Source organism: Sporosarcina sp. FSL K6-5500 (genome assembly GCF_038005665.1).
Lineage (GTDB): Bacteria > Bacillota > Bacilli > Bacillales_A > Planococcaceae > Sporosarcina > Sporosarcina psychrophila.
Genome location: NZ_JBBOTP010000001.1, coordinates 962,095 through 982,416, shown reverse-complemented (window position 1 = coordinate 982,416; position 20,322 = coordinate 962,095). Strand labels below are relative to the sequence as shown.

Annotated in this window: 14 protein-coding genes; all 14 read left to right on the top strand. The window is 39.6% G+C overall.

Features of this window, described 5'->3' with window-relative positions; all coding sequences use genetic code 11:
* Positions 1–234 precede the first annotated feature (234 nt).
* The 14 genes from MKX62_RS04240 (at position 235) to MKX62_RS04175 (ending at position 19,939) form a co-directional block, all read left to right on the top strand.
* Positions 235–4,170, top strand: coding sequence for a hypothetical protein (locus tag MKX62_RS04240; RefSeq protein ID WP_340740854.1), 3,936 nt, complete (start codon positions 235–237; stop codon positions 4,168–4,170).
* 828 nt (positions 4,171–4,998) lie between these two features.
* Positions 4,999–5,685, top strand: a complete 687-nt coding sequence (locus MKX62_RS04235; protein ID WP_340740853.1) for a hypothetical protein — start codon at positions 4,999–5,001, stop codon at positions 5,683–5,685.
* 444 nt (positions 5,686–6,129) lie between these two features.
* The gene (locus MKX62_RS04230) at positions 6,130–6,639 is read left to right on the top strand and encodes a JAB domain-containing protein (protein WP_340740852.1); all 510 of its coding nucleotides are present in this window, start codon (positions 6,130–6,132) and stop codon (positions 6,637–6,639) included.
* Positions 6,639–6,959: a hypothetical protein gene (locus MKX62_RS04225; protein ID WP_340740851.1), complete on the top strand. Its 321-nt coding sequence runs from the start codon at positions 6,639–6,641 to the stop codon at positions 6,957–6,959. Before MKX62_RS04230 ends, MKX62_RS04225 begins: the two co-directional genes overlap by 1 nt.
* Positions 6,960–7,343: 384 nt before the next feature.
* Positions 7,344–8,213 (top strand): tyrosine-type recombinase/integrase, encoded by an 870-nt coding sequence (locus tag MKX62_RS04220; RefSeq protein WP_340740850.1) that lies wholly within the window; start codon positions 7,344–7,346, stop codon positions 8,211–8,213.
* Positions 8,214–8,531: 318 nt separating this feature from the next.
* Positions 8,532–9,251, top strand: coding sequence for a hypothetical protein (locus MKX62_RS04215; RefSeq protein ID WP_340740849.1), 720 nt, complete (start codon positions 8,532–8,534; stop codon positions 9,249–9,251).
* 434 nt (positions 9,252–9,685) lie between these two features.
* Positions 9,686–10,006 carry a hypothetical protein gene (locus MKX62_RS04210; protein WP_340740848.1) on the top strand — a complete coding sequence of 107 codons (321 nt, stop codon included), beginning with the start codon at positions 9,686–9,688 and terminating at the stop codon, positions 10,004–10,006.
* A 355-nt stretch (positions 10,007–10,361) separates the two neighbouring features.
* Positions 10,362–10,709 (top strand): hypothetical protein, encoded by a 348-nt coding sequence (locus tag MKX62_RS04205; protein WP_340740847.1) that lies wholly within the window; start codon positions 10,362–10,364, stop codon positions 10,707–10,709.
* Between the two features lie 48 nt (positions 10,710–10,757).
* On the top strand, positions 10,758–11,564 hold the full coding sequence (locus MKX62_RS04200) for a hypothetical protein (RefSeq protein ID WP_340740846.1): 807 nt from the start codon (positions 10,758–10,760) through the stop codon (positions 11,562–11,564).
* Between the two features lie 61 nt (positions 11,565–11,625).
* Positions 11,626–12,423: a hypothetical protein gene (locus MKX62_RS04195; protein ID WP_340740845.1), complete on the top strand. Its 798-nt coding sequence runs from the start codon at positions 11,626–11,628 to the stop codon at positions 12,421–12,423.
* A gap of 117 nt (positions 12,424–12,540) precedes the next feature.
* A complete protein-coding gene (locus MKX62_RS04190) occupies positions 12,541–14,244 on the top strand; it encodes a DUF927 domain-containing protein (protein WP_340740844.1) in 1,704 nt (567 codons plus the stop codon).
* 129 nt (positions 14,245–14,373) lie between these two features.
* Complete coding sequence (locus MKX62_RS04185) at positions 14,374–15,267, top strand: tyrosine-type recombinase/integrase (RefSeq protein WP_340740843.1); 894 nt, start codon at positions 14,374–14,376, stop codon at positions 15,265–15,267.
* A gap of 18 nt (positions 15,268–15,285) precedes the next feature.
* Positions 15,286–16,011 (top strand): hypothetical protein, encoded by a 726-nt coding sequence (locus MKX62_RS04180; protein ID WP_340740842.1) that lies wholly within the window; start codon positions 15,286–15,288, stop codon positions 16,009–16,011.
* Positions 16,012–16,840: 829 nt separating this feature from the next.
* Complete coding sequence (locus MKX62_RS04175) at positions 16,841–19,939, top strand: hypothetical protein (RefSeq protein ID WP_340740841.1); 3,099 nt, start codon at positions 16,841–16,843, stop codon at positions 19,937–19,939.
* The last annotated feature ends 383 nt before the right edge of the window (positions 19,940–20,322 follow it).

Below are 20,322 nucleotides of genomic sequence, written 5' to 3'. Positions count from 1 at the left end.
TCCAACTTACTGCAACTTCTCCACTTGATTCGCTCCTGAGCAACAATTGGAATAGACTTTGGGCTGCAAGGAACGTTGAGTTCATTGGGTTTCCGGACTTCCAGTTTTCTCCTTGTTTCAAGTTGCTTTTAGGCGATTAACCCTACATCAATTCAAGTAACATTCAATAAAGATCTTACAGCTGCACAAGCTGCTAAAGAGAACTTCTCACTATCTAAAGGTACTGTTGAAGCAGTGACTGTAGCTGGTAAAGTAGCAACAATCTCAGTAAAAGGTTTAACTTATGGTAACGCAACTACTGTAACTGTTGCTAACCCAGCACACACAGCAACTGTTACTGTTCCACAAGTAAGTGAACTTTTCACACTTGACATCACAACAGATGCAAAAGACGATACAATCAAATCTGATGGTTCAACAAAAACACAAATTACAGTAACATTGAAAGATAAATTAACTGGTAAAACAGTTACTGACAAAGACGGAATCATTCAGTTCTCAGCTACACGCGGTGGACTTGGACAAACAACGTCAGCACTTCAAAACGGTGTAGCAACAGTACAATTGACATCAGAAGCATCAGCTGTTTCACACACATCAACCGTTACAGCTACTGTATCTAACGTACCAGGCGCAGCTGAATTTGAAGGACTTTCAGGCCAAAAAGCAGTTATCTTCTCACCAGAAGGATCTGGAACAGAAGGCCAAGTGAAGTTTGTAACAGCGACATCTGCTGACTCTTCACAAGGTGATCGCTTGTTCGTTGTATTCTCTGATGCGATTAAAGCAGCAGACTACAAAAAAGCAATAGCAGATAAAGCGACAATCAAAGGAGCACCAACTTCACTTGAATATGGTATCCAAGTGAATGGTAGAAATGTAGCTGTTTCTGATGTTGTTAATAAAACAGCAAACACTTTAGAATTCATCCTAGATACAGATGTTGTTGGAAATGCAACAACAGCTAATTATAAACGTATTGAAGCAGGATGGGCTGGAGTAACTACTCAGAAAAACTACCTACGCGACAACGTTGAGCACAAAGTTTCATTCGGAGCGAATGTTGGCAATCTAGTATTAGCTAACGATGGAACGAACCTTAAATTTATTTTAACTGACACATCAAAACCAGGTGTTCTAGGCGTATCAGCAAAAGATCAATTGGAGTTCTCTGTTCGTTTCACGGAATCAATGGATGAAACTACAATTGAGGAACTTGTTGGATCTAAAAACCCGAACTTCCTACTAGACGGTCGTGAAGTATTAGTTATACCAGCAGCGAGTGTTACACCAGGTGATGTGGCTGCTGCAAAAGCTGCTAACCAAGTGATCTTAACTAGCTTGCAAGTTGGAAACTATTCATTCGAAGATAAAGATGGCAAACCTACAAACGTATTTGCTAATGCTGTTAAAGCTGTAGATACACGTAATGTTACGACATTCAAAGTACACAAAGATTTCGCTTTAGCTGGTGGCGTACACCAAATTCAAATTGCAAAAGTTGGAGACTGGGCACAAGACGTTCACCCTGCTCAAAACTTAATCGCAACTGATACATTCGACTTTAACGTTGCTGTGGATGGCTCAATTCCAGCTGCAACAATTGAAGTTCAATCAGCAGAACAATGGTTAGTTAAGTTTGACAAACCAGTTTACACAACAGGTTCGAAAACAGCTAAAGATGTATTTGCACTTAAATCAGCTGACACAACAGATACATTTGTTTTCGATACTGATTATATCGTTTCAACTATTGATAAAGATGGTCTTACAGGTACTCAACTTGCTCCTGGTGCTTCAATTAGTGGTGCTCAATATTTCTTAATCGAGTTTAAAAATGACTGGACAGATAAATACAAAACAGCTGCAAATCCACTTAAGACATATTTCGCATCTACTAAGAACCCATATGTAGTGACACTAGATCACTTAGAGTCTGCAATTGGCAATAAAGTAGGCAAGAAAGAACTTGATGTAAGTCTTTCTTATGATGGTGAATCACCAAAAATTGCTAATGCAACACAAGTAAAAACACCACAAGGTGCGTTCACATCTGGTGTACGTGTTGTTATGAGCGAGCCTGTTAAAAATGTTGTTCCAGCATCAAACAATGAGGGTCTAACACCTTCACAGACGCAAGCTTTAGGTACGGGAGTTCCAGAACCAACATATGAGTTTGTAAAAGGCGATAAAGTTGTGAAAGCAACAGCAAGTCTTTCTTCATATGACAACAAAGCATTCACATTATCACCAGATGGTGGAGCTACTTTAGAAGCTGGCGAATGGACGCTCTTCATCCGTTCAATTTCTGATGACATCGGTAACACTTCTGCGACAGAATCTCATAAAGTAACAATCGTTGCAGCAGACCAAGCAGTAACAGGCACACGTCTTGCATGGGCAGCATTTGATGATGAAGCTGGTACAGGCAAATTGCTTAACAATGCTTCAGCAGACTTTGACGTAGTCTATGCTAAATTCACGAAAGTGATGAAAGCAGACGGATCAAATGGTGTATCTCGTACACAAAACTATGTGTTCATGGGTCAACCACTTCCAGAAGGTTCAACTGTTCAAAAAGGTATCACAGGCGTTACAAATGATTGGGATGGTGTTACAATCCTAATGCCTAAAGGTACTTGGAATGGTACGGATTCTGGAAAAGACTTCACAAACACATTAAACATTGCAAGCAACTTTGTATCTGCTGAAAATGAAGCACTTTCTGGCAAGTACGCAGTTGAATTGACTGATACTGATTTAACTACAGCTGTAGTTAACGGTATTTTCGAAGCAGTTTATACAGATGCTGGCGAAACAAGCAAACCAAGCCAAGCAACATTTGGTAGTCTTGCACAAGTTACAGGTGCTTCAGCTTCAGATGCTAGTGCTAATGGTAAGATTGATACAGTTACACTTAAATTGAACGCTAAGCACGGAGTAATTGCTGCAGGTATAGAAGTTCTTGTGAATGGTAAAACATTCGTAACTACTGCAGCATTAGCAAATGCTGGTTCAATTACACTAACTTCAAAAAATACTGCAACTGATCAGATTGATGGTACAACAACGAACGGTCTGAAAATCACTGGTAAAGATGGTTCAATCATCGTTAATACTGGTTCAGTTAAAGACCAAGTAGCTCCAGTTATCACAAAGGCAGTAGTAAATGCAGCTGGTGATCAGATTACAGTAACATTCTCTGAAAACATTCAATCTGCTGTAGTTGCAAATACTAACTTAACAGTAACTGGTACTGGTACATTAGCAACTGCTGGTGCAGTTGAAGTAGGGGATAATTATCTTGTGTTCAATGTGTCACCTACTAAATTTGTAGATGGTGATAAAATTGATGTTACAGTTGGTCAAACAGTAATTAAAGATGTAGCTGGAAATAATGCAGCTGCTATTGATGGTGCTGTTACTACTAATGATGTTAAAGTAACAGGAATCACTGTTGGTGGTGGTGGTGCATCAACTACTGGTGTGACAGCTACTTCTGCAGTACAAGGTGCTCCAGGTGTTGCGACTGTAACTCCTGTAACTGCTGTTCAAGGTATAAATACAATTACATTTACAGGTGCTGGATTTGTCCTTAATGATACAGTGACAATTGATGGACAAGTTTTAACTTTACCAGCTGGTCCTTACGCTGATGGTACAGCAGTTGCTACTGCTGTGAATACTTTAGTAGGTGCAAATCCTATATTAAATGCTAAGTATTCTACTGGAGTTGCTGCTGGTGTTCTTACTTTAACTCAAAAAGTTGGTCAAGAATCTCTAACGGCAACAACTGTTGCTACTAATGCAGCTGTTGGAAATACTGCAGTTGCTGCTAATCCTACACCTGGAGTAATAGGGGTAACAGGCGTTGTTGGAACAGCATCTACTGCTACATTCAAAATCGCTACTGGTGCAACTAAATCAGGTAATATTAAAGTAACTGTTAAGAAAACAGTTGGTGGTGTTGTAACACCTGTTGCAACTGACGTGTCAGTTGCTGTAACAGCTGGTATGACTAAAGAACAAGTTGCAGCTGCAATTGGAGCTATTGCTGGTCTTGATACAGCACTAATTAATACAACTCAAGTTGGTGTAACTGACGAGGTATTAATTACTGAAGTAACTCCATTCTCAGTAGCTACTTATACAGTGACTGTAACTAACTAATCAATAAACGAAACGTTACTTCATAAGTTCATAGAACGAAAGAAGTGAAGACAACCTCAAGAATGACTCCTAGTCTTCTTGGGGTTTTTCTTTAACTGTCTTGTCGAATTGAGAAGTGCAATTCTTATCCGGAATAACAGCCTTTTAATTTCCGTGCCTAATCCTCCTGCATCCAGTGAGAGCCTATCTGCTCGAAGGGGTGAAGTCAGGTGAAGTCGTACCCGGTAGGTGTTCCGGGGCGGGGCTCTTTAAAAGGTGACTATGGCTAGGACGACGAATCCATGTAGGCAGGGTGAGCTAGTAAATATTGCGTAATCGCTGTTAGTTCAGTATTTATCCTCACATTTGAAATAATGTGCAGGCGATCCGTATAATTTAGGCTGTTAAACGGATCGTTCTCACACCTGGATAGTGGAAGCCTAAGGTCATCAAAAGTAGGGATAGACAAGATGGAACGTTTGAAGTCTTTTCGGAAGAGGTTGGATAGAACCAGTGAAGCCGAAAAGATGGCTGCGGGTTCATAGTAGTGTCGATCGCTAGCCGTTTGGACTTGTATGGTAACATACGAGAAGGATAAAACTAGCAGGAGCGAAGGAACCCAGTCAGTGGTAGGTCTTATAGAAACTTATTTCCCTAAAATAAGTGCAATAGAAACGGTAGCCGGTTCAGGTGAAAACTTGTGACCGGCTATTTTTTACCTATTGGTAAGGACATCGCTGACGGATCGCCGTGTGCGGTGAAAGCCGCCTGCATGGTGAAGGCTCGTTCGAAAGCTACATGAGTGATTGTGTAGTATAAGACGGGAATAGCGCAATTTTTGCTACGGGAGTGACATTATCAGCATCTTCAAATGTTACGACAGGTAGTATTGGATCACCAGGAACAGCGGCAGTTAAAGTCGTCACAGTACCTCATGGAACGAGTCTGGCAGGATCTGCAACATTAAGTTTTAATGACGGAGATGGGATAGACGAAGACATTCCCGTTACGATAACTGGTCAGAATTCAAATTCAAGTTCTAGTCCAGACGGTGTCGTTATCAAAGATGCTTTATCGAATAAAGCTACAATCAATGCTAAATATATAATTGGAGCAGGAACTTTTAATGCCGATGAGATTTCAATCACACAAAGAAACAATACAGGTGATGTAACAATATCTGTAACGCTAAATCCAGTATCTCCTGTACTATCTATGGGAAGTCGTACTACTGGTGTTGCTGCAGTACTAGGGATAAAGGATAAAGATAAGTTTACTGTCACGAATGTAGCTACATCAAACGGTTCGATCATTGTCAGAATTAGTGATGACACAGGACTAGGTAACACAGATGTAACAGTATCCGGAATTGCAACTACAGATACAAAAGCTCAGATTGCTACGAAAATAGCGAATGCTTTAACTGCAAATTCAGCAATCGGAACTAAATATACGGTTACTGCATCCGGTGATGATGTTGAATTAGAAAAACAGTTGCCGGGTGCGAATAGTGTGACAGTAGGTTTGCAAAATTAAGCGATTCCTATGTGGATAAATTTCATTCCAAAGATTGAAAAGTCCTGTCTTAACTTGGTACAAACAGAAAAGGTCCTCTTTAACATCCGGTGCCAGTCACTCACACAACTCAGACACAATTCTGAGGGCTGAGTATGACACCAAAGAATATAGTCCTTTGATCCTTTAATGGGTCAAGGGGCTTTTTCTTTTACTTTCCATTCTCTATTTCTACTATAGCCTATTTAAAACCGACTAAACGGGAATCATGAAACTGTGAAGAATGTAATAGTATTGCATTATAATGTTCTGGTTCGTAATGAAATAGTTAATTTATTGTCAAGGCTACTTCCATTCCGTATCTACTGCTCTTTTATTCATATATTATATTCCTGAATACGAATAGAAATGCCTTACTTCCATCAACGGAGGTAAGGCTTATTTTAATTTCAGGAGGAGATTAGTATGAATATATACAAACCACAAGTACAACAATTGGAATTGTTGATGGTGAAGGAAGAGGAGAAGTGTGTCCCGGCTAAACGGGTGGATATAGTGTCGTTGCGGTTGGTGAAGGAAACGAGTCTGTTGTACAAGGATCGTGCGATTCGTAGTCCAGAAGATGGTTACAATTTGTTCAAGCAGTTTCTAGGTGAGTTGGACAGGGAGTATCTTGTCGTCATGTGTTTGGATGTGAAGAATCAGCCGACAGCCATCAATGTCTGTCACATTGGTAGTTTGAATGCTAGTATCGTTCACCCAAGGGAGGTCATGAAAGCTGGAATTCTTTCCAATGCGGCTTCTATTTTAATTTGTCACAATCATCCTTCGGGACAGCCAGAACCAAGTCAAGAGGACATAGACGTCACTAACCGATTAGCAGAGGCAGGCAGAATTATGGGCATCGAGTTGATCGATCATCTCATCATCGGCGATGGTCGCTATGTTTCCCTCAAGGATAAGGGGTATTTCTGATGGAAGAGCTAACGAGAGAAATGGAATGGTTCCTGACGACATTACAGCAGAGGTTTGGATTAGTTGTGACAGCTGATGTGATCGCAATTGAAGCAGTTGAACTAGGGATAGAGGAAGTAGAACATTTTTACATTCCCGATAGACTCCTAGATGATTTACCTCCAACATTACTTTGTGAAATCATGGTTACAGATGATGATGAAAATAATGAATGGGTTGGTGGAATCGTTTTTCATGAAGATTCACCTGAATGGCATCTGCAAATTGTCACGAAAAATGGGCAGCTCATTTATCGAAATTTACTTCCACTTCTCCAATGATACTCACGACATTACTAAAGATAGATGCTGAAAATCTCACGACATTTCTAATTAATAAAAGTCCTGATTGGGAGAACTTGATAAGTCTCAAGCATTCTATCTAAAAAAGATAGGATGAAACTGAATTCATTATTATATAACTGGCGTGAGCTTGGAAAGATTGGAGGAATTGAATATGTGGCCACAGGTAATAGCGGCAGTTGCGGTAGCGGTTGTAACGGCAGTAGCAAAAGAAATCATGGAGGAGAGATAATTATGGCTATCATGTGCAATTGTAGATTAGTGAAAGGTAAACCATGTCGCCTGTGTAGAACTGGTTTAGTCGTTTGGTGAAATGTTGAGCAATGGCATCCAAGCTATTGCTTTTTTTAGGAGGAGACAGAAATGCCGAGAACAATACTTGCACAATTCACAGAGTGGCTAGTGGAAGAAGGTAAAGCTGCTAAAACGATTGAAAGCTACACAACGGATGTACGTCTGTTTCAAAAATATCTAACTGATAAGGATGTAGATCTGGAAACATTGCTGACACGCTTCTTGTTTGTGCAGTACAAAGAGCATCTACAGGTGCTAGAATTGTCGGTGGCAACAATCAATAAAAAGGTGAATAGCCTAAAAGTGTACAATGACTGGTTGTTTGGCAAAGGGTTTGTTGAAGCGGTGTACATTAAGTTGAAGAAGGATAAAGTCACAGTGGCAAGCGGTTCAGAGGATGAAGTGAGCGTGCTGACAGAACAACAGGTTCAGCAGTTTCTGTTCCATCTCGAAAAGGAATCACAGCGAAATAGATTGATAGGCTACCTGCTTCTGTACACAGGCGTCCGAGTCAGTGAACTTGTAGGTATCAAACGGGCAGACATCGATCAAATAGGGGCTGTTTTGACGGTGACGGGCAAAGGAAAGCTGCGAGAAGTGCCACTCAGACAGGACGTGCTGGAGCACCTTCAAACTTACCAAAAGGGTGAGCGTGCCAACCACAAACACAACGACAGCCCTTCCCTTTTGCTCAGCCAGAGAGCACCAAAGATGCACAGGGACAGCGTTCGGAGATGGCTAGAAGCAGTCGGCAAGCAACTCGGCTTCCACATGCACCCACACATGCTACGACACACGTTTTGCACAGCCCTTCTTCGAAAAGGAGTGGAGCTGACGACTGTGTCAAAGCTTGCTGGACATGCCAATGTCAACATGACCGCCAAATACTACATTCAGACTTCAAAAGAAGAAAAGCAATTAGCAGTGGAACTATTATAATAGGAAGGAACGCTTCATTCTACATCAATATGGAGAACTTCATAGCCGTAAATAATAGTAAGAACAGTCGGCTGATGGGCTAACTGTTCTTTTTTTTGATGTGCAGTTACCAGTTCATCAAGGAACGCAGAAATATTGGAAATAGTGCCAGCAGCTTTCAATGCTTGTAGATAGGCTTACCTCGTAGCAGTCAGCATTGTCAAACTGGCTAGGCTGACTTATATAGGTAAGGTTTTATTTATCCTAATTACTTTGGAGCTGTTATACTTTTGATAGTGTGATTTACAAGAGATATTCTTTGAAAGTAGGTAGAGCACTGTGAAGTATAATTTAACTAATGTTGGCAAAGCGGCTTTCCCTGAAAAAAAGCCAGAATACCAGGTTCGTAAAACTTCTGGAATTATAAGGAGCTTGTTGGCAATACCATGGATTGATGAGACACAGTATCGGGCAATTGGTGCAAAAGAGTATTCATTTTCCAAACCAGCATTTGATATCTGGGTATTTATAGTGAAGAATTATGATAAATTCAGCGAGTACATAGAGGAAGGTAGTTCCAAGAGGGAAAAGCAAAAAATAGATGAATTCGTTTTGGAAATAATTGAATTCAAAAAGAAACTGGATGCATACTTGGGTAAAGGAAAATTGGATAACAAAGCAAAACTAGGTGACAAAGAGGAATCGGATGACATAGGGAAATGGTATGACAGTGAAAAATCGTATGACCAAAGGAAATTGGATGATGAAGAAAAATTAATTCGTCAAGAATATCAGCAACTCCCATATGGTGATTTTACAAATGTGTATATGCTGTTCAATGAAATCTATTATTCATTTCTGCAGCATAGTGATCGAATTGTTGCACGGTTGAAAATGAATTATATGGAGGAGGTCAATAAAGAAATTGACCAAGTATTAAGTCGGATATATAAATTTTCTAAACCCGATGACGTAACAATACGTGCAGAGATGTATATAGATACAATGATGAAAAACATCAAAGGTGATAGTGAGAAATATATTAAGATAATCGAATAAGTACAGCGAAACAAACGAGTGGTATCTTCCACTCGTTTTTTTATGTTCAGTACCTGTGAAAAACAGTGAAAATCAGTTTGATTTGCGCAGGCACAAATCAGAAATAAGAAACTACAATAAGAGAAGCAAGTGGAATTGCTAAGAAGTTTATACGAAAGAAGGTGAAAGAAATGTTGAAGGTCAAACAAGATGAGTCAATCACCCATACAACCCATCTAGGCGTGAAAAGCCATTTGCTGATTAAATGACATTAAGTAATTTAATTCCAAAAAAGTATAACTGTTTACAGTGTGCCTGTGAAAAACAGTGAAAATCAGTTTGATTTGCGCAGGCACAAATCAGAAAAAAGAAACTACAATAGGAGATGCAAGTGGAATGTGGCAGTTGCTACATTTCACACAATGAACCAAAAAAATTAGAAAGAAGGTATTAAGATGTTGATAAAAGAGATTGATGTATTAGATGTTCAAGAGCTAATTTGGAGTGTACCGATGAAATTTGTTTCCAAGGATCAAATTATTGAAGAATTACAACGAGATAATGGTAACTACAGATTTATCTCGATAGAAGAAGACCATGACTATGGGGAGTACTTAGTGAATCTGTCGGTGGTTTCAGCTTTCAATTTTGAAACAATCAAAGAGTTAATTACAGATTTCCAGTATAAGTTAGGTTATCTTTTTGATAAATTTACTATTCAAAATTCAATAATTGTACCATTTGTAGACGGTGAAATTTACGACTATATTTTTTGAGATGTGTTTAGCTAGCAAGAGCAAAACTATTCGAAGTATTTATGATGACCTTGTAGAAAAGGTGTTTCTTTTAACACCAATTCATAATTGGATTGAAGGGAGGTGCGTTACTATGATACGGGGGACTACATTCAATCGGTTGTTACATTGTTCATTGAACAAAAAGATCTCATAAGAGTTGCCGCTCTTATGAGATATGGAAAAGTTAAGCTCCTAAGCAGTATATCGTAGTGGAGTACAGTATGGAAAGAACTGAATCAATCAGTTACTAGAAATTACTACCAGTAAATAAAAATAATAAAATATATGCTCTGTACATTAGTGCGGAACATCGAAATGAAAGTAGGTCATCTCTATGTATAAAGAGTCGTTTCAAATTCGCTCGATCATTGAGCAGTTTTGCGAACTACTCCAACAGGTTCCAAAGTTCCCGTTCCGAATGGATCGCTTCACAATCACTGCCCATGCAGCTATCTGTGAGGAACTGCTTGAACTTTCAACAGTATACAACTACTGTTGTCGTGAATTTGGTGTTTACGAGCAAGTATTCGAAGGGATACAGCTAAATGGAATTTGTATTGACTTTACATTGCGCTGTCCCATCATCATAAAGGACTTTTATCAACTGGTGGACATACTAATCTTTTTTGAAGACAAGATGATGGTTTTCAATAAGAAATTGATTTACGACTATCAAATATAATATGTATGCTCAGCACTTAGTGTGGAACATCGAAATGGAGAGAATAACATGACGAAATTTAACCCGAATAGACGACCAAATAATACCGATAATGAGGAACCATACAATACAAACCGACGTATGAGCAATAGCGAGAGGCTCATGTCAGCACGACAAACGAATGCTGAGGGGTCGTACAGACCGGCTCGGCGGAAGAATGATGCTACCGCACAAGCCAAAACACGTAAACGTAAGAATAGAACAGGTATTCTGGAGCATGTTTTTCTCCCACTGCGTGTGTCGGGTTGCAAAGAGGGTTCAACTACCTCAAGAGGTACTAATACAATCCAGTTTGATCTACAACATATTGAGACGGGGGCAACTTTTACAACGCTAGTTTTTGAAGATATAGCGCCCGATTATATCGAAGATAAAATAATTTATAGTATTTTACCAGACGATGATCAGGACTTTAATCTGGAGGATTTAATCGACCATGGTTTTCTCGGTAAGTTACGATTCAATGAAAGAAACAATGTAACTTACATGAATATCATTGATGCGATGCCATTAGATGACCATTATGAAGAGTTGCTACAACAAACTTTGCGAAAAGAACAACAAGCAAAACGTGCGACGCAACAAAACATTCGAAGCGTTGAGGACGAAATGGAGGATTTCCTTGACCTTACTTATGATCCACCCAGCCGTAACCCAAGAAGAAAAGCAGTCGAACCATCTGATGAAGAGAAAATTCTTGACGAGGATTTAGACCTAACAGAGAAAGATTTAGAAATTGATGAGGATTTGAACCTAATAGATGAAGAATCAGATCGATTTTATGAAGATTTAGGATTAGATGAAGACGAGGATTAATAATCAATGGTTGCGACGTTTTTAGAAAATTATACCAATAAAAATATAAAGGATGGTTTAGATGAAAAACAACAAGAAAACTACTGTAAAAGCAAATGAAAACAAACAGGCAGAAGTTGTGGCAAGCGAACAGCAAGCAACAGCAACTGACCATGCAACCCATACTGGACTCGAAAAAGCACTAGTGCTGGAAACTGCAGAAGCAGAAGCCGTCTTGCAAGCAGACATCGAAGAAGTGGGCGCAGCACTGGCAACTGACCATGTAGCCAACACTGAACACGAAGCGACAACAGAAAACCAGCTCAAGGCTGACGACGCAGGGGCAGAAGCCGCCTTGCAAGCAGACATCGAAGAAGTAAACGCAGCACTGGCAACCGCAGAGACAAGCAGTGCAGCTGTCGAAACCGCAACAGGAACCCAACTCACAACCTGCACCGAAGCCGCCCTGCAAGCAGAGATTGAAGAAGTAGGCGCAGCACTGGCAGACCTGTTGTCATCAGCAGACTTCGTGTCGGGAAATTCTTCTGGCGTTGCACGACAAGCAAACTCTGTGCTAGCGATAGTGAATCATTCAAATGGCAAACGTGTCAAAGTCCATAAATCTGTAGCTCAGAAGTTAGGTATTCAAGACAGTGATTTGCTAAATGTTACTGTAAATAATAAGCAAGTCATCCTACTCCAAAGCAACGATCGTGAGGGTATTCCATTGAAGAAAGGCGACTGTCTTTATAGCAGTGAGCTAGTGAACGCCATCACAAAAGAATTTGCTTTTGACTTCACGAATCAAAGTACCCACCATTTATTGAATGTTTCGTATAAGAAGTGGAACGATCAAGTCATCGCAATCATTACTGAATAAGAACGACCGTTTATAGGGTAAATAGGGAATTAAATATATATTATAGCTATGACCATCAACTAATCCTACATTTCCGATATGCTTTCTGTGCCGGGAACGTATGGAAGGAGTGTAAGCATGAATCAACAACAAGCACCAATAGCAAAGAAAGAAACAATAGAAGAAACCTTGAACCAGGGCGAAATATTAACGTATGAAGAGTTCGAGCTTACACAGGAAGAATTGATTGCATACAAGGAACTAAAATCTGGTGAAACACTGAAGAAAGTGCTTTGTCCACCAATTTTTATCGAGCAACGTTTTCGAAACATCCACAACAATAATGTGGAAATGAGCTTGAAATTTAATGTAGATGGTCAGTATGTAACGGAAAAGCTTCCAATGGAAAGCCTTTTGAAATTAGGTAGCGTATTAGCTTCAAAAGGTTTTCCAATATCCAATCCAAACTTAGCAAGTGTCCTAGAATACCTGATAAAGCAACAAAGCACTGTTCCGCTTCAAGAGCAGTATCAGGAAGTAGGCGTTATCAAAAATTCAAACGGCGAATTGATGATTGCCTTGTCTGAAGCCATTAGTAAAAATGTAACGGGTCTAGTGTGGAATAAAGAAAATTCAGTTGCGGATGTTTCGGTGGGCGGTAGCTATGATAAGTGGCTTGAAACAATCGTAGCAGAAGTTTTAGGTGAGTCGCAATTAGAATTCATGCTGGCAGTAGCTGCGTCTGCCCCAATCGTTGGCTATTACTTTCAAACTCGTCAAGACATAGATTCACTAATGCTACAGCTTGTAGGTTCATCCACAACAGGTAAAACAACGGCTGCACAGTTAGCCATTTCCCTGTTTGGTCCACCAATCAAAGGACCCAAAACACTATTCCAATCCTTCAGTGGTACCGAAAATGCAATCCCACGTATGCTGGGTGGGAATTATGGTGTACCGTTTTTACTAGACGAGCTTTCACTAGCAACCTCTTCTGATTTAACCAAGCTACTGTATTTATTCGCAGAGAGTCGTGAAAAAGCGAGACTGAATGAACAGTCGCAATTTCAGGAACGATCGGTGTGGAGTACAACAATTATCATGACTGGAGAGCACGCTATTCTGGATCAGACGAATCGTAACTTGGGGTTGCAAGTTCGTATATTTGAATTTGCGATTGATGCATGGACCAAAGATGCTGCACATGCTAATAAGCTAAAAAAAGTGGTGAAAAATAACTATGGTCACGCAGGTATCGAATATGCGAATTACTTAGCTGAAGACTGGTCTAGAATTGATAAGAACGTTCAGAAGTGGATAACATTCTTTCAGCAGAAGATGCCAGCTAGTAAAGAAATGGATCGTGTTGGAGAAAAGTATGCCATCATCATGGCTGGATTGGATATGTTAGGCACAGCCATCAACGTACCATTCCATCTAGATGATGTAGCGGAATTCATTTTACAAAATGAAGAGCGTCTACTGGCTGACCGTGACAGTGCAGAAGCATTTTATCAAACCGTAGTTCAAGATGTTTGTGCTTCTGTTACCCAATTCCATTTTAATAATCAAATGTCCTACTCACCGGTTGTCAAAGGGTTGATTACATCTCCAAAAACAGGTGGTTACTACCGTGTGAACTATTTGAAGTCAGCTTTTTCTACATTAGTCCAGAAACAAAATATCTCGAATGAATCGACACTACTAACTGAACTAAAGAAGAAAAGTTACTTTGTGACCGAATCGGATCGAACGACAAAACGTGCAATAGTCCAAGGGGAGAAAGTTGCTACCTATGAATTTTTAATCCCTGTAAGTGACTTGAAACCATGGCTTCAATAAATTAGGAAAGGTATCAAACAAGTGGATTCACCGCAAACAAATCCCAAATAAACATATATTATTACTATAGTAATGGCAGGACAAGTAAGTACTTGTCCTACCCCAATTAATTGTTTGGAGGGAATTTTAATGACAAAACAAATTATACAGGATCTAACGCTATCTCAAGCTACGATAGCATTTATCGAGGCACTGAAAGCAAAACAGATGAGTAACGAGACAGTTCGTGGCTACTCAGTCGATTTGAAACAACTACAGGGATTCCTTGGGAAAGAAGCGAATGGACCAGTGTTCGTAGATGACATCTCAACAGAGCAACTGGAAGCCTTCCAGAAAACATTCCAAGATCGGCAATGTAAAACGGCTACAGTTAATCGCAAAATCAATAGTGTTTCGAGCTTTTTCAACTATGCCGTTAAGAAGAAGTGGGTCCCAATCAATCCAGCCAATGATATCGAGCGTGTCAAAGTACAACAAGCAGAACGTATATTTTTAACGAAAGAAGAGATGCATCGGATCGTTGAAAATATTGACCATCCAACCGTTAAGTATGTAGTCATCCTCATGTCGAATACAGGCTTACGCATTAGTGAATGTGTCCATCTAACACTGACTAACGTTGATTTGAAAAAGAAAGTGGTACATGTCATTGAGGGGAAAGGTGGAAAAAATCGCGATGTGCCGATGAATGATGAACTTGTTTTAGCGATGAAACGTTACCTCGCAGATGTTCGACCAAACACATCTTCAGTCAATTTCTTTGCGTTAAAGAAAACGGGGGCAGTTAGTCAGCAGTACGTGAATCGTGTACTGAAGGAGACTTGTAAGAATATCGGCATGAAGAAAGATGTAACGAGTCATATATTACGCCATTCCTTTGCGAGTCAATTAGTGAAAACGGACACGCATGTAGCGGTGATTCAGCGATTACTAGGTCATGCGAATATCAGAACAACTTCCGTCTATCTTCATGCCGATCAAAGTGATTTAGAGGAAGCAGTCAATACCATTAAATTCTTATAGATAATTGGAGGAATCACCATGATTGAAGATACAATGCAAGATGAAAAAGTACAGCAGGTTTTAGCCATGCTTGAAGAAGGTCAAACACGAGAAGACATTGCGGCACACTATGAGCAAGGTTGGCAAGCGGTTGATATGTATATGCGTAGAAGAGGCTTCTCATGGGGCAAACAGGAGCAAACTTACATCATCAAGCAAGAAGATGAGCCGACCAAAGCGATTGAACAAGCCAGCGTACAAAACACGAGGGCTGCACAAATTGTTCGGATGTTAGATGTAAAGCACCCAAACATTCGTCAAACTACTTCTAAGCAAGGGTTTGAAACGGTTGTTGACATGGGTGCTTACATGAAATCGCAGGGCTATGTATGGGACAATGAGTTGAATAACTATCGATATGATGAATTGAGTAGGCCTGTAGCGGTAGCAACTAACGTAAGAGAAACAACATCGACGTTACCCATAGGTGCAATGGGTCAAGAAGCACTTCTCCACTACCTTCTCCAGCATCAGCAGAAGCTAATTGATCTACTTCATTCCACTGATAATGGAAAGTTACCAACCTACACATTCAAAGGCTCAAAAGTAAGTAAAACAGTAGGAATGGCTTCGACAGTCGATGTATTACTAAGCGATTATAGCAAAGAGTTCAACGTTACACAGCGTGCAATCATTGAAACGGCATTGGCAGAATTCTTTCAAAGATATGGTTACGAAGAGCAATTACAACAGGCTGTTACTTAAAATAGAAATGGAATGAGCATGGTCCTAATCGTGCTCATTTCTTTTTAATTTCCCCGTTAGTCCCATAGTGAAATCCCGCCGCAAACCCTTGGTACGAAAGGGTTTCCCGTCAAACCCGTAGTTTTGGGAAGATGCGTCTAGCTGTGAAAAAGTTGTAGACTATAATAAATTATGACTATCAGTATCATTAGATCCAGTAGTAGTGAAACGTATTATTAGAGAATTGAATAGTAATCAATCATGAATGTGCATCTTTCAGCAATGAGAGGTATATATCTTTATTACAATAACATTGTTTCGGTATAGTCTGTTATCGAAACAAATGTTATTACTCTCTTCTCTAAATGCTACCTTTATAATAGAAGGAACTTGTTTTTTTTGTTCGTTTTTTTCTTTGTTCTGTGTCCCCCCTCTTTTTGACGGGTTTGACGGGCTTTCCATGTGCCCCATCGATTTGTGTCGGGAAATTGATTCGGGTGGAGCGGGCTTGCGGTATATTTTTGTTTTACCTATTTTATATTGCTTTCTACTGTACTCTCTAAAATTAGTATTAGCTTTCCATATACCTTTCCTAAACATCTGAAGTGTTGCCTGTCACAATTCCATGTAGGTCAAGGAATTACGTGAAATTAATAAAACGGTAGAAAGTGGTTAAGTTCAGGCGATTAACAAAACAACTGTTAAAGTTGTTCTTAGCCAAGAAGTTGACTCTGTTACTTCTGCTAACTTCGCAATTGAAGGTGCAAACGTAACTTCTGCTTCACTTGATGCAGACAAGAAAACGGTTATCCTATCTGTTTCAGGTCTTGCTTATGACCAAACATATACAGTGACTGCAAAGAATATCGTTGTTAACGGTGAAACGAAAGATTTCGGTTCGAAATCATTTACTTCACCAGCAGTAACAGATCTTTGGGAACTTCAAATCTCTACACTTGATGCTAGTCTACTAGCTGATGGTTCTGACAACACTGAAGTTACATTTAAATTAGTTGACAAAGTAACTGGAGAAGTTGATAAAACGGCTGATAACGTTGTTTTAGACTTAAACACTACTTACGGAACATTAGCTTCTAAACGTGTTACAGTTCAAGACGGAGTTGCTACAGTACTTATAACTTCTGAGTTCTCTAATGTTAATATCTCTGCAAAAATTGATGCACAAATTATTGAAGCATCTGGAGATCACAAAGACTTGATCAACCATGTTGTAGGTTCACTTCTACTTCCATTTAAAACAACTACAACTGAAAACGTTGAAACAGTAACACTTGTATCAGCGGAAGCAAACCAAGCAGACCGTGTTACACTATTCTTCGACAAAGAAATCTCGTTGAAGCACTTTGTTGCAACTAACTCTAAAGGTGAATTGCTTTATACTCAAAGTGGTGTAGCAGGTGATAAAGTTGCTAAAGACCTAGAAAACGTTAACGCATCTTTAATTAGCCATAAACTAATTAACAACAATAACGTTAAAATCACTCAAGGTTCACTACCATTTAACATCAAAGGTTTCAAACCAGTTGCAGGAAATTCTAAAGCAATTGAAGTGATTTTAGACAAAACTACTTCACTTAAAGATAATGCTGATGTGAAAATTGATGTTATTACTGTAAACTCACTGAAAAAGGAAACAAATTCGTCTTCAAACTTCACAGTAACAGACGCACGTAAACCAGAAGCAACTTCAGTAAATGCAGAAGGGCTAAACACTTTAAAAGTGAAATTCTCTGAAGCAATTGATGAAAGTACTTTCCAAATTGATGGTCAGTTCAAAGGCGTTCGTAAAGGTTCAGTAGCTATCGATGCAGCACCAGCTACTGCTGCATTAGCAAATAAAGACCAAGCATTTACGTATGAATTTGGTGAGTTCAACCCAGCAACACTTGCTGATAACCGTGATCTAGCTACAATTACGTTGACAGCACACTATTGGGAATCTGGCGACAAGAAACTGTCTGGTTTCTTTGGCGCAGGAGCACACGCTGTTCAAGCATCATCAACAAAAGACTTTGCATTTAAAACAGATCCAAACAATATTGGTTCAACACAAAACTTAAACTTTAACATTGCAGCTGATTCAGCAAAACCAACTGCAACTGTAACAGTTGAATCACCGGAGCAATTCCGTTTGAAATTCGATAAAGCAGTTACTGCAACTGAAGCTCAGGTACAAGCTTTCATCACTACATCTGACAAAGTTAAACTGCAAGTGAAAGATGCTACAACTGGTAACTATGTAGATGCTGAGAGTCTAGTTGCAAGCAAAGGTAAAGTTGCTAAAGCTACAGACCTAAAGGTTACTCAAGTAAGCTCTACTGAATTTATCATCGAGTTAACAAAAGACTGGACTGAAATTCATGATACTACTGCTACAAACAAAAACTACTATAACTATGAATACCGTCTATTGATTGCTAAAGAAACATTTACGAATATTGCAAACGGCTTACAAAATGACGAACTTCAGTTAAACCTTAATACTGCAGGTTCAGTATTAAATACACCTGATACAACAAGCCCAGTAATTGCGGGTGCTGTTCGTGTTGGAACTTCAAACGAATTGCACGTAACAATGAGCGAACCAGTTAAGTTAGTTAATGGAACAGTATTACCGGCAGCAGGAGCAAACCTTTCACGCGATAACGCTGGAGATACGATTGCTCAAGGTCAAGGTGTTCTAGCTAAAACTACAGTTCAATTCCTTGGGAAAGATAAAGATGGAAAAACTGTTACAATCAACGGTAATGTCGGTGATTATGTCGATGCTGGTAAAGGCTTAGATTCTAAATTCGCGGTCAACTGGACTGTTGGTGGTACTACTGTAACACCTCAAACAGTTGTAGACGAGGGTGGAAGCACTGAGTGGACAGTTGTTGTTCGTGCGATTTCTGATGATGTAGGTAACACTGCTGCTTCAGCAACATACAACATTACTCTTGATAAATCAGCTGCTGGAAATACTCCATTCTTCGTGGAGGTATATGCAACTGGAGCTGATGCTGGTAAACACAAAGTTGAAGGTAAAGGCAATGACACAATTGCTGCTCCAAAAGCGCTTGATACAGTCGAAATCACATTCTCTGAAGGTGTGCAATTCTCTGGAAACAGCGATGCTACTAACCCAGCGAACTATACACTAAATGGTGTAACACTTCCAACTGGAACAAGCATTTCAGTTTCTGATAAAGTTGTAGCAGCTAAAGGTTTGGAAACTGTTACAATTACATTACCGGATGGAACATTGAACATTGGTGCAACTGTTTCTAACGTAATTACAATTAATAAAAACCTTATCTCGCATGATGGTTCAAAAATCGAGCGTGATACTACTGTTCATGTGAACATGGCTGAAAATAATGCATTAGCAGCAGCTGTAAGTGTTGCGCGCCAAGATTTAGCCGGTGCAAAAGCTCTAGCAGCAACAACAGCTAGTGACTTAGCAACAGCAACTAATGCAGCAACAGCGGCAGCAACAGCAGTAACTGATACAACAGCTGAAGCAGCAACGGCAGCAACTACTGCAACTAATGCAGCAACAGCGGCAACAAATGCAACAGGTGCCCTTACTGCACTTATTGCAGGTGATGCAGATAAACAAGCTCTAGTAACTACTTATAATGCTTTAAATGCAGCAGATCCTGCTAGTAATACTGCAGAACTAGCTGCATATAACGCGGCTGCAGCTACTTTGGCAGATCCTGTACTTGTAGCATCATTAGAAGCTGCACAAGATCTAGTAACAACAACAGCTACAGCTAAAACAGCTGCAGATGCTGCTAAAGTTACAGCAGATGCTGCTGTAGTAACAGCAACGACTGCTAAAACAAATGCAGATGCTGCTGTAGTAACAGCAACGACTGCTAAAACAAATGCAGACCTAGATGTAGTAGCAAAACAAGCTGCATTAGATGCTTTATTAGTATAAGTTCGAATACCAGGTTCTAAAACAACTCAGATAATTGAGTTGTAAACTTTAACACTCGGTACTATTCACACACGACTCGGACACTAGTCTGATAATGCTGAATGACACCAAGAATATAGTCCTTTGATCCTTTATGGGTCAAGGGGCTTTTTCTTTTGCCTTCCATTCTATACTTCTACTATAGCCTATTTTAAACCGACTAAACGGGAATCATGAAACTGTGAAGAATGTAATAGTATTGCATTATAATGATCTGAGTTGTAAAGAAATAGTTAATTTAGTGACCAGGCTACTTCCATTCCGTTTCTACTTCACTTTCATTCATATATTATATTCCTGAATACAAATAGAAATGCCTTACTTCCATAAACGGAGGTAGGGCT

Coding starts and splice junctions, on each gene's coding strand:
- MKX62_RS04190 (WP_340740844.1), top strand. CDS start 12,541: ATGAATCAACAACAAGCACCAATAGCAAAGAAAGAAACAATAGAAGAA.
- MKX62_RS04205 (WP_340740847.1), top strand. CDS start 10,362: ATGTATAAAGAGTCGTTTCAAATTCGCTCGATCATTGAGCAGTTTTGC.
- MKX62_RS04195 (WP_340740845.1), top strand. CDS start 11,626: ATGAAAAACAACAAGAAAACTACTGTAAAAGCAAATGAAAACAAACAG.
- MKX62_RS04225 (WP_340740851.1), top strand. CDS start 6,639: ATGGAAGAGCTAACGAGAGAAATGGAATGGTTCCTGACGACATTACAG.
- MKX62_RS04200 (WP_340740846.1), top strand. CDS start 10,758: ATGACGAAATTTAACCCGAATAGACGACCAAATAATACCGATAATGAG.
- MKX62_RS04220 (WP_340740850.1), top strand. CDS start 7,344: ATGCCGAGAACAATACTTGCACAATTCACAGAGTGGCTAGTGGAAGAA.
- MKX62_RS04230 (WP_340740852.1), top strand. CDS start 6,130: ATGAATATATACAAACCACAAGTACAACAATTGGAATTGTTGATGGTG.
- MKX62_RS04180 (WP_340740842.1), top strand. CDS start 15,286: ATGATTGAAGATACAATGCAAGATGAAAAAGTACAGCAGGTTTTAGCC.
- MKX62_RS04185 (WP_340740843.1), top strand. CDS start 14,374: ATGACAAAACAAATTATACAGGATCTAACGCTATCTCAAGCTACGATA.
- MKX62_RS04210 (WP_340740848.1), top strand. CDS start 9,686: ATGTTGATAAAAGAGATTGATGTATTAGATGTTCAAGAGCTAATTTGG.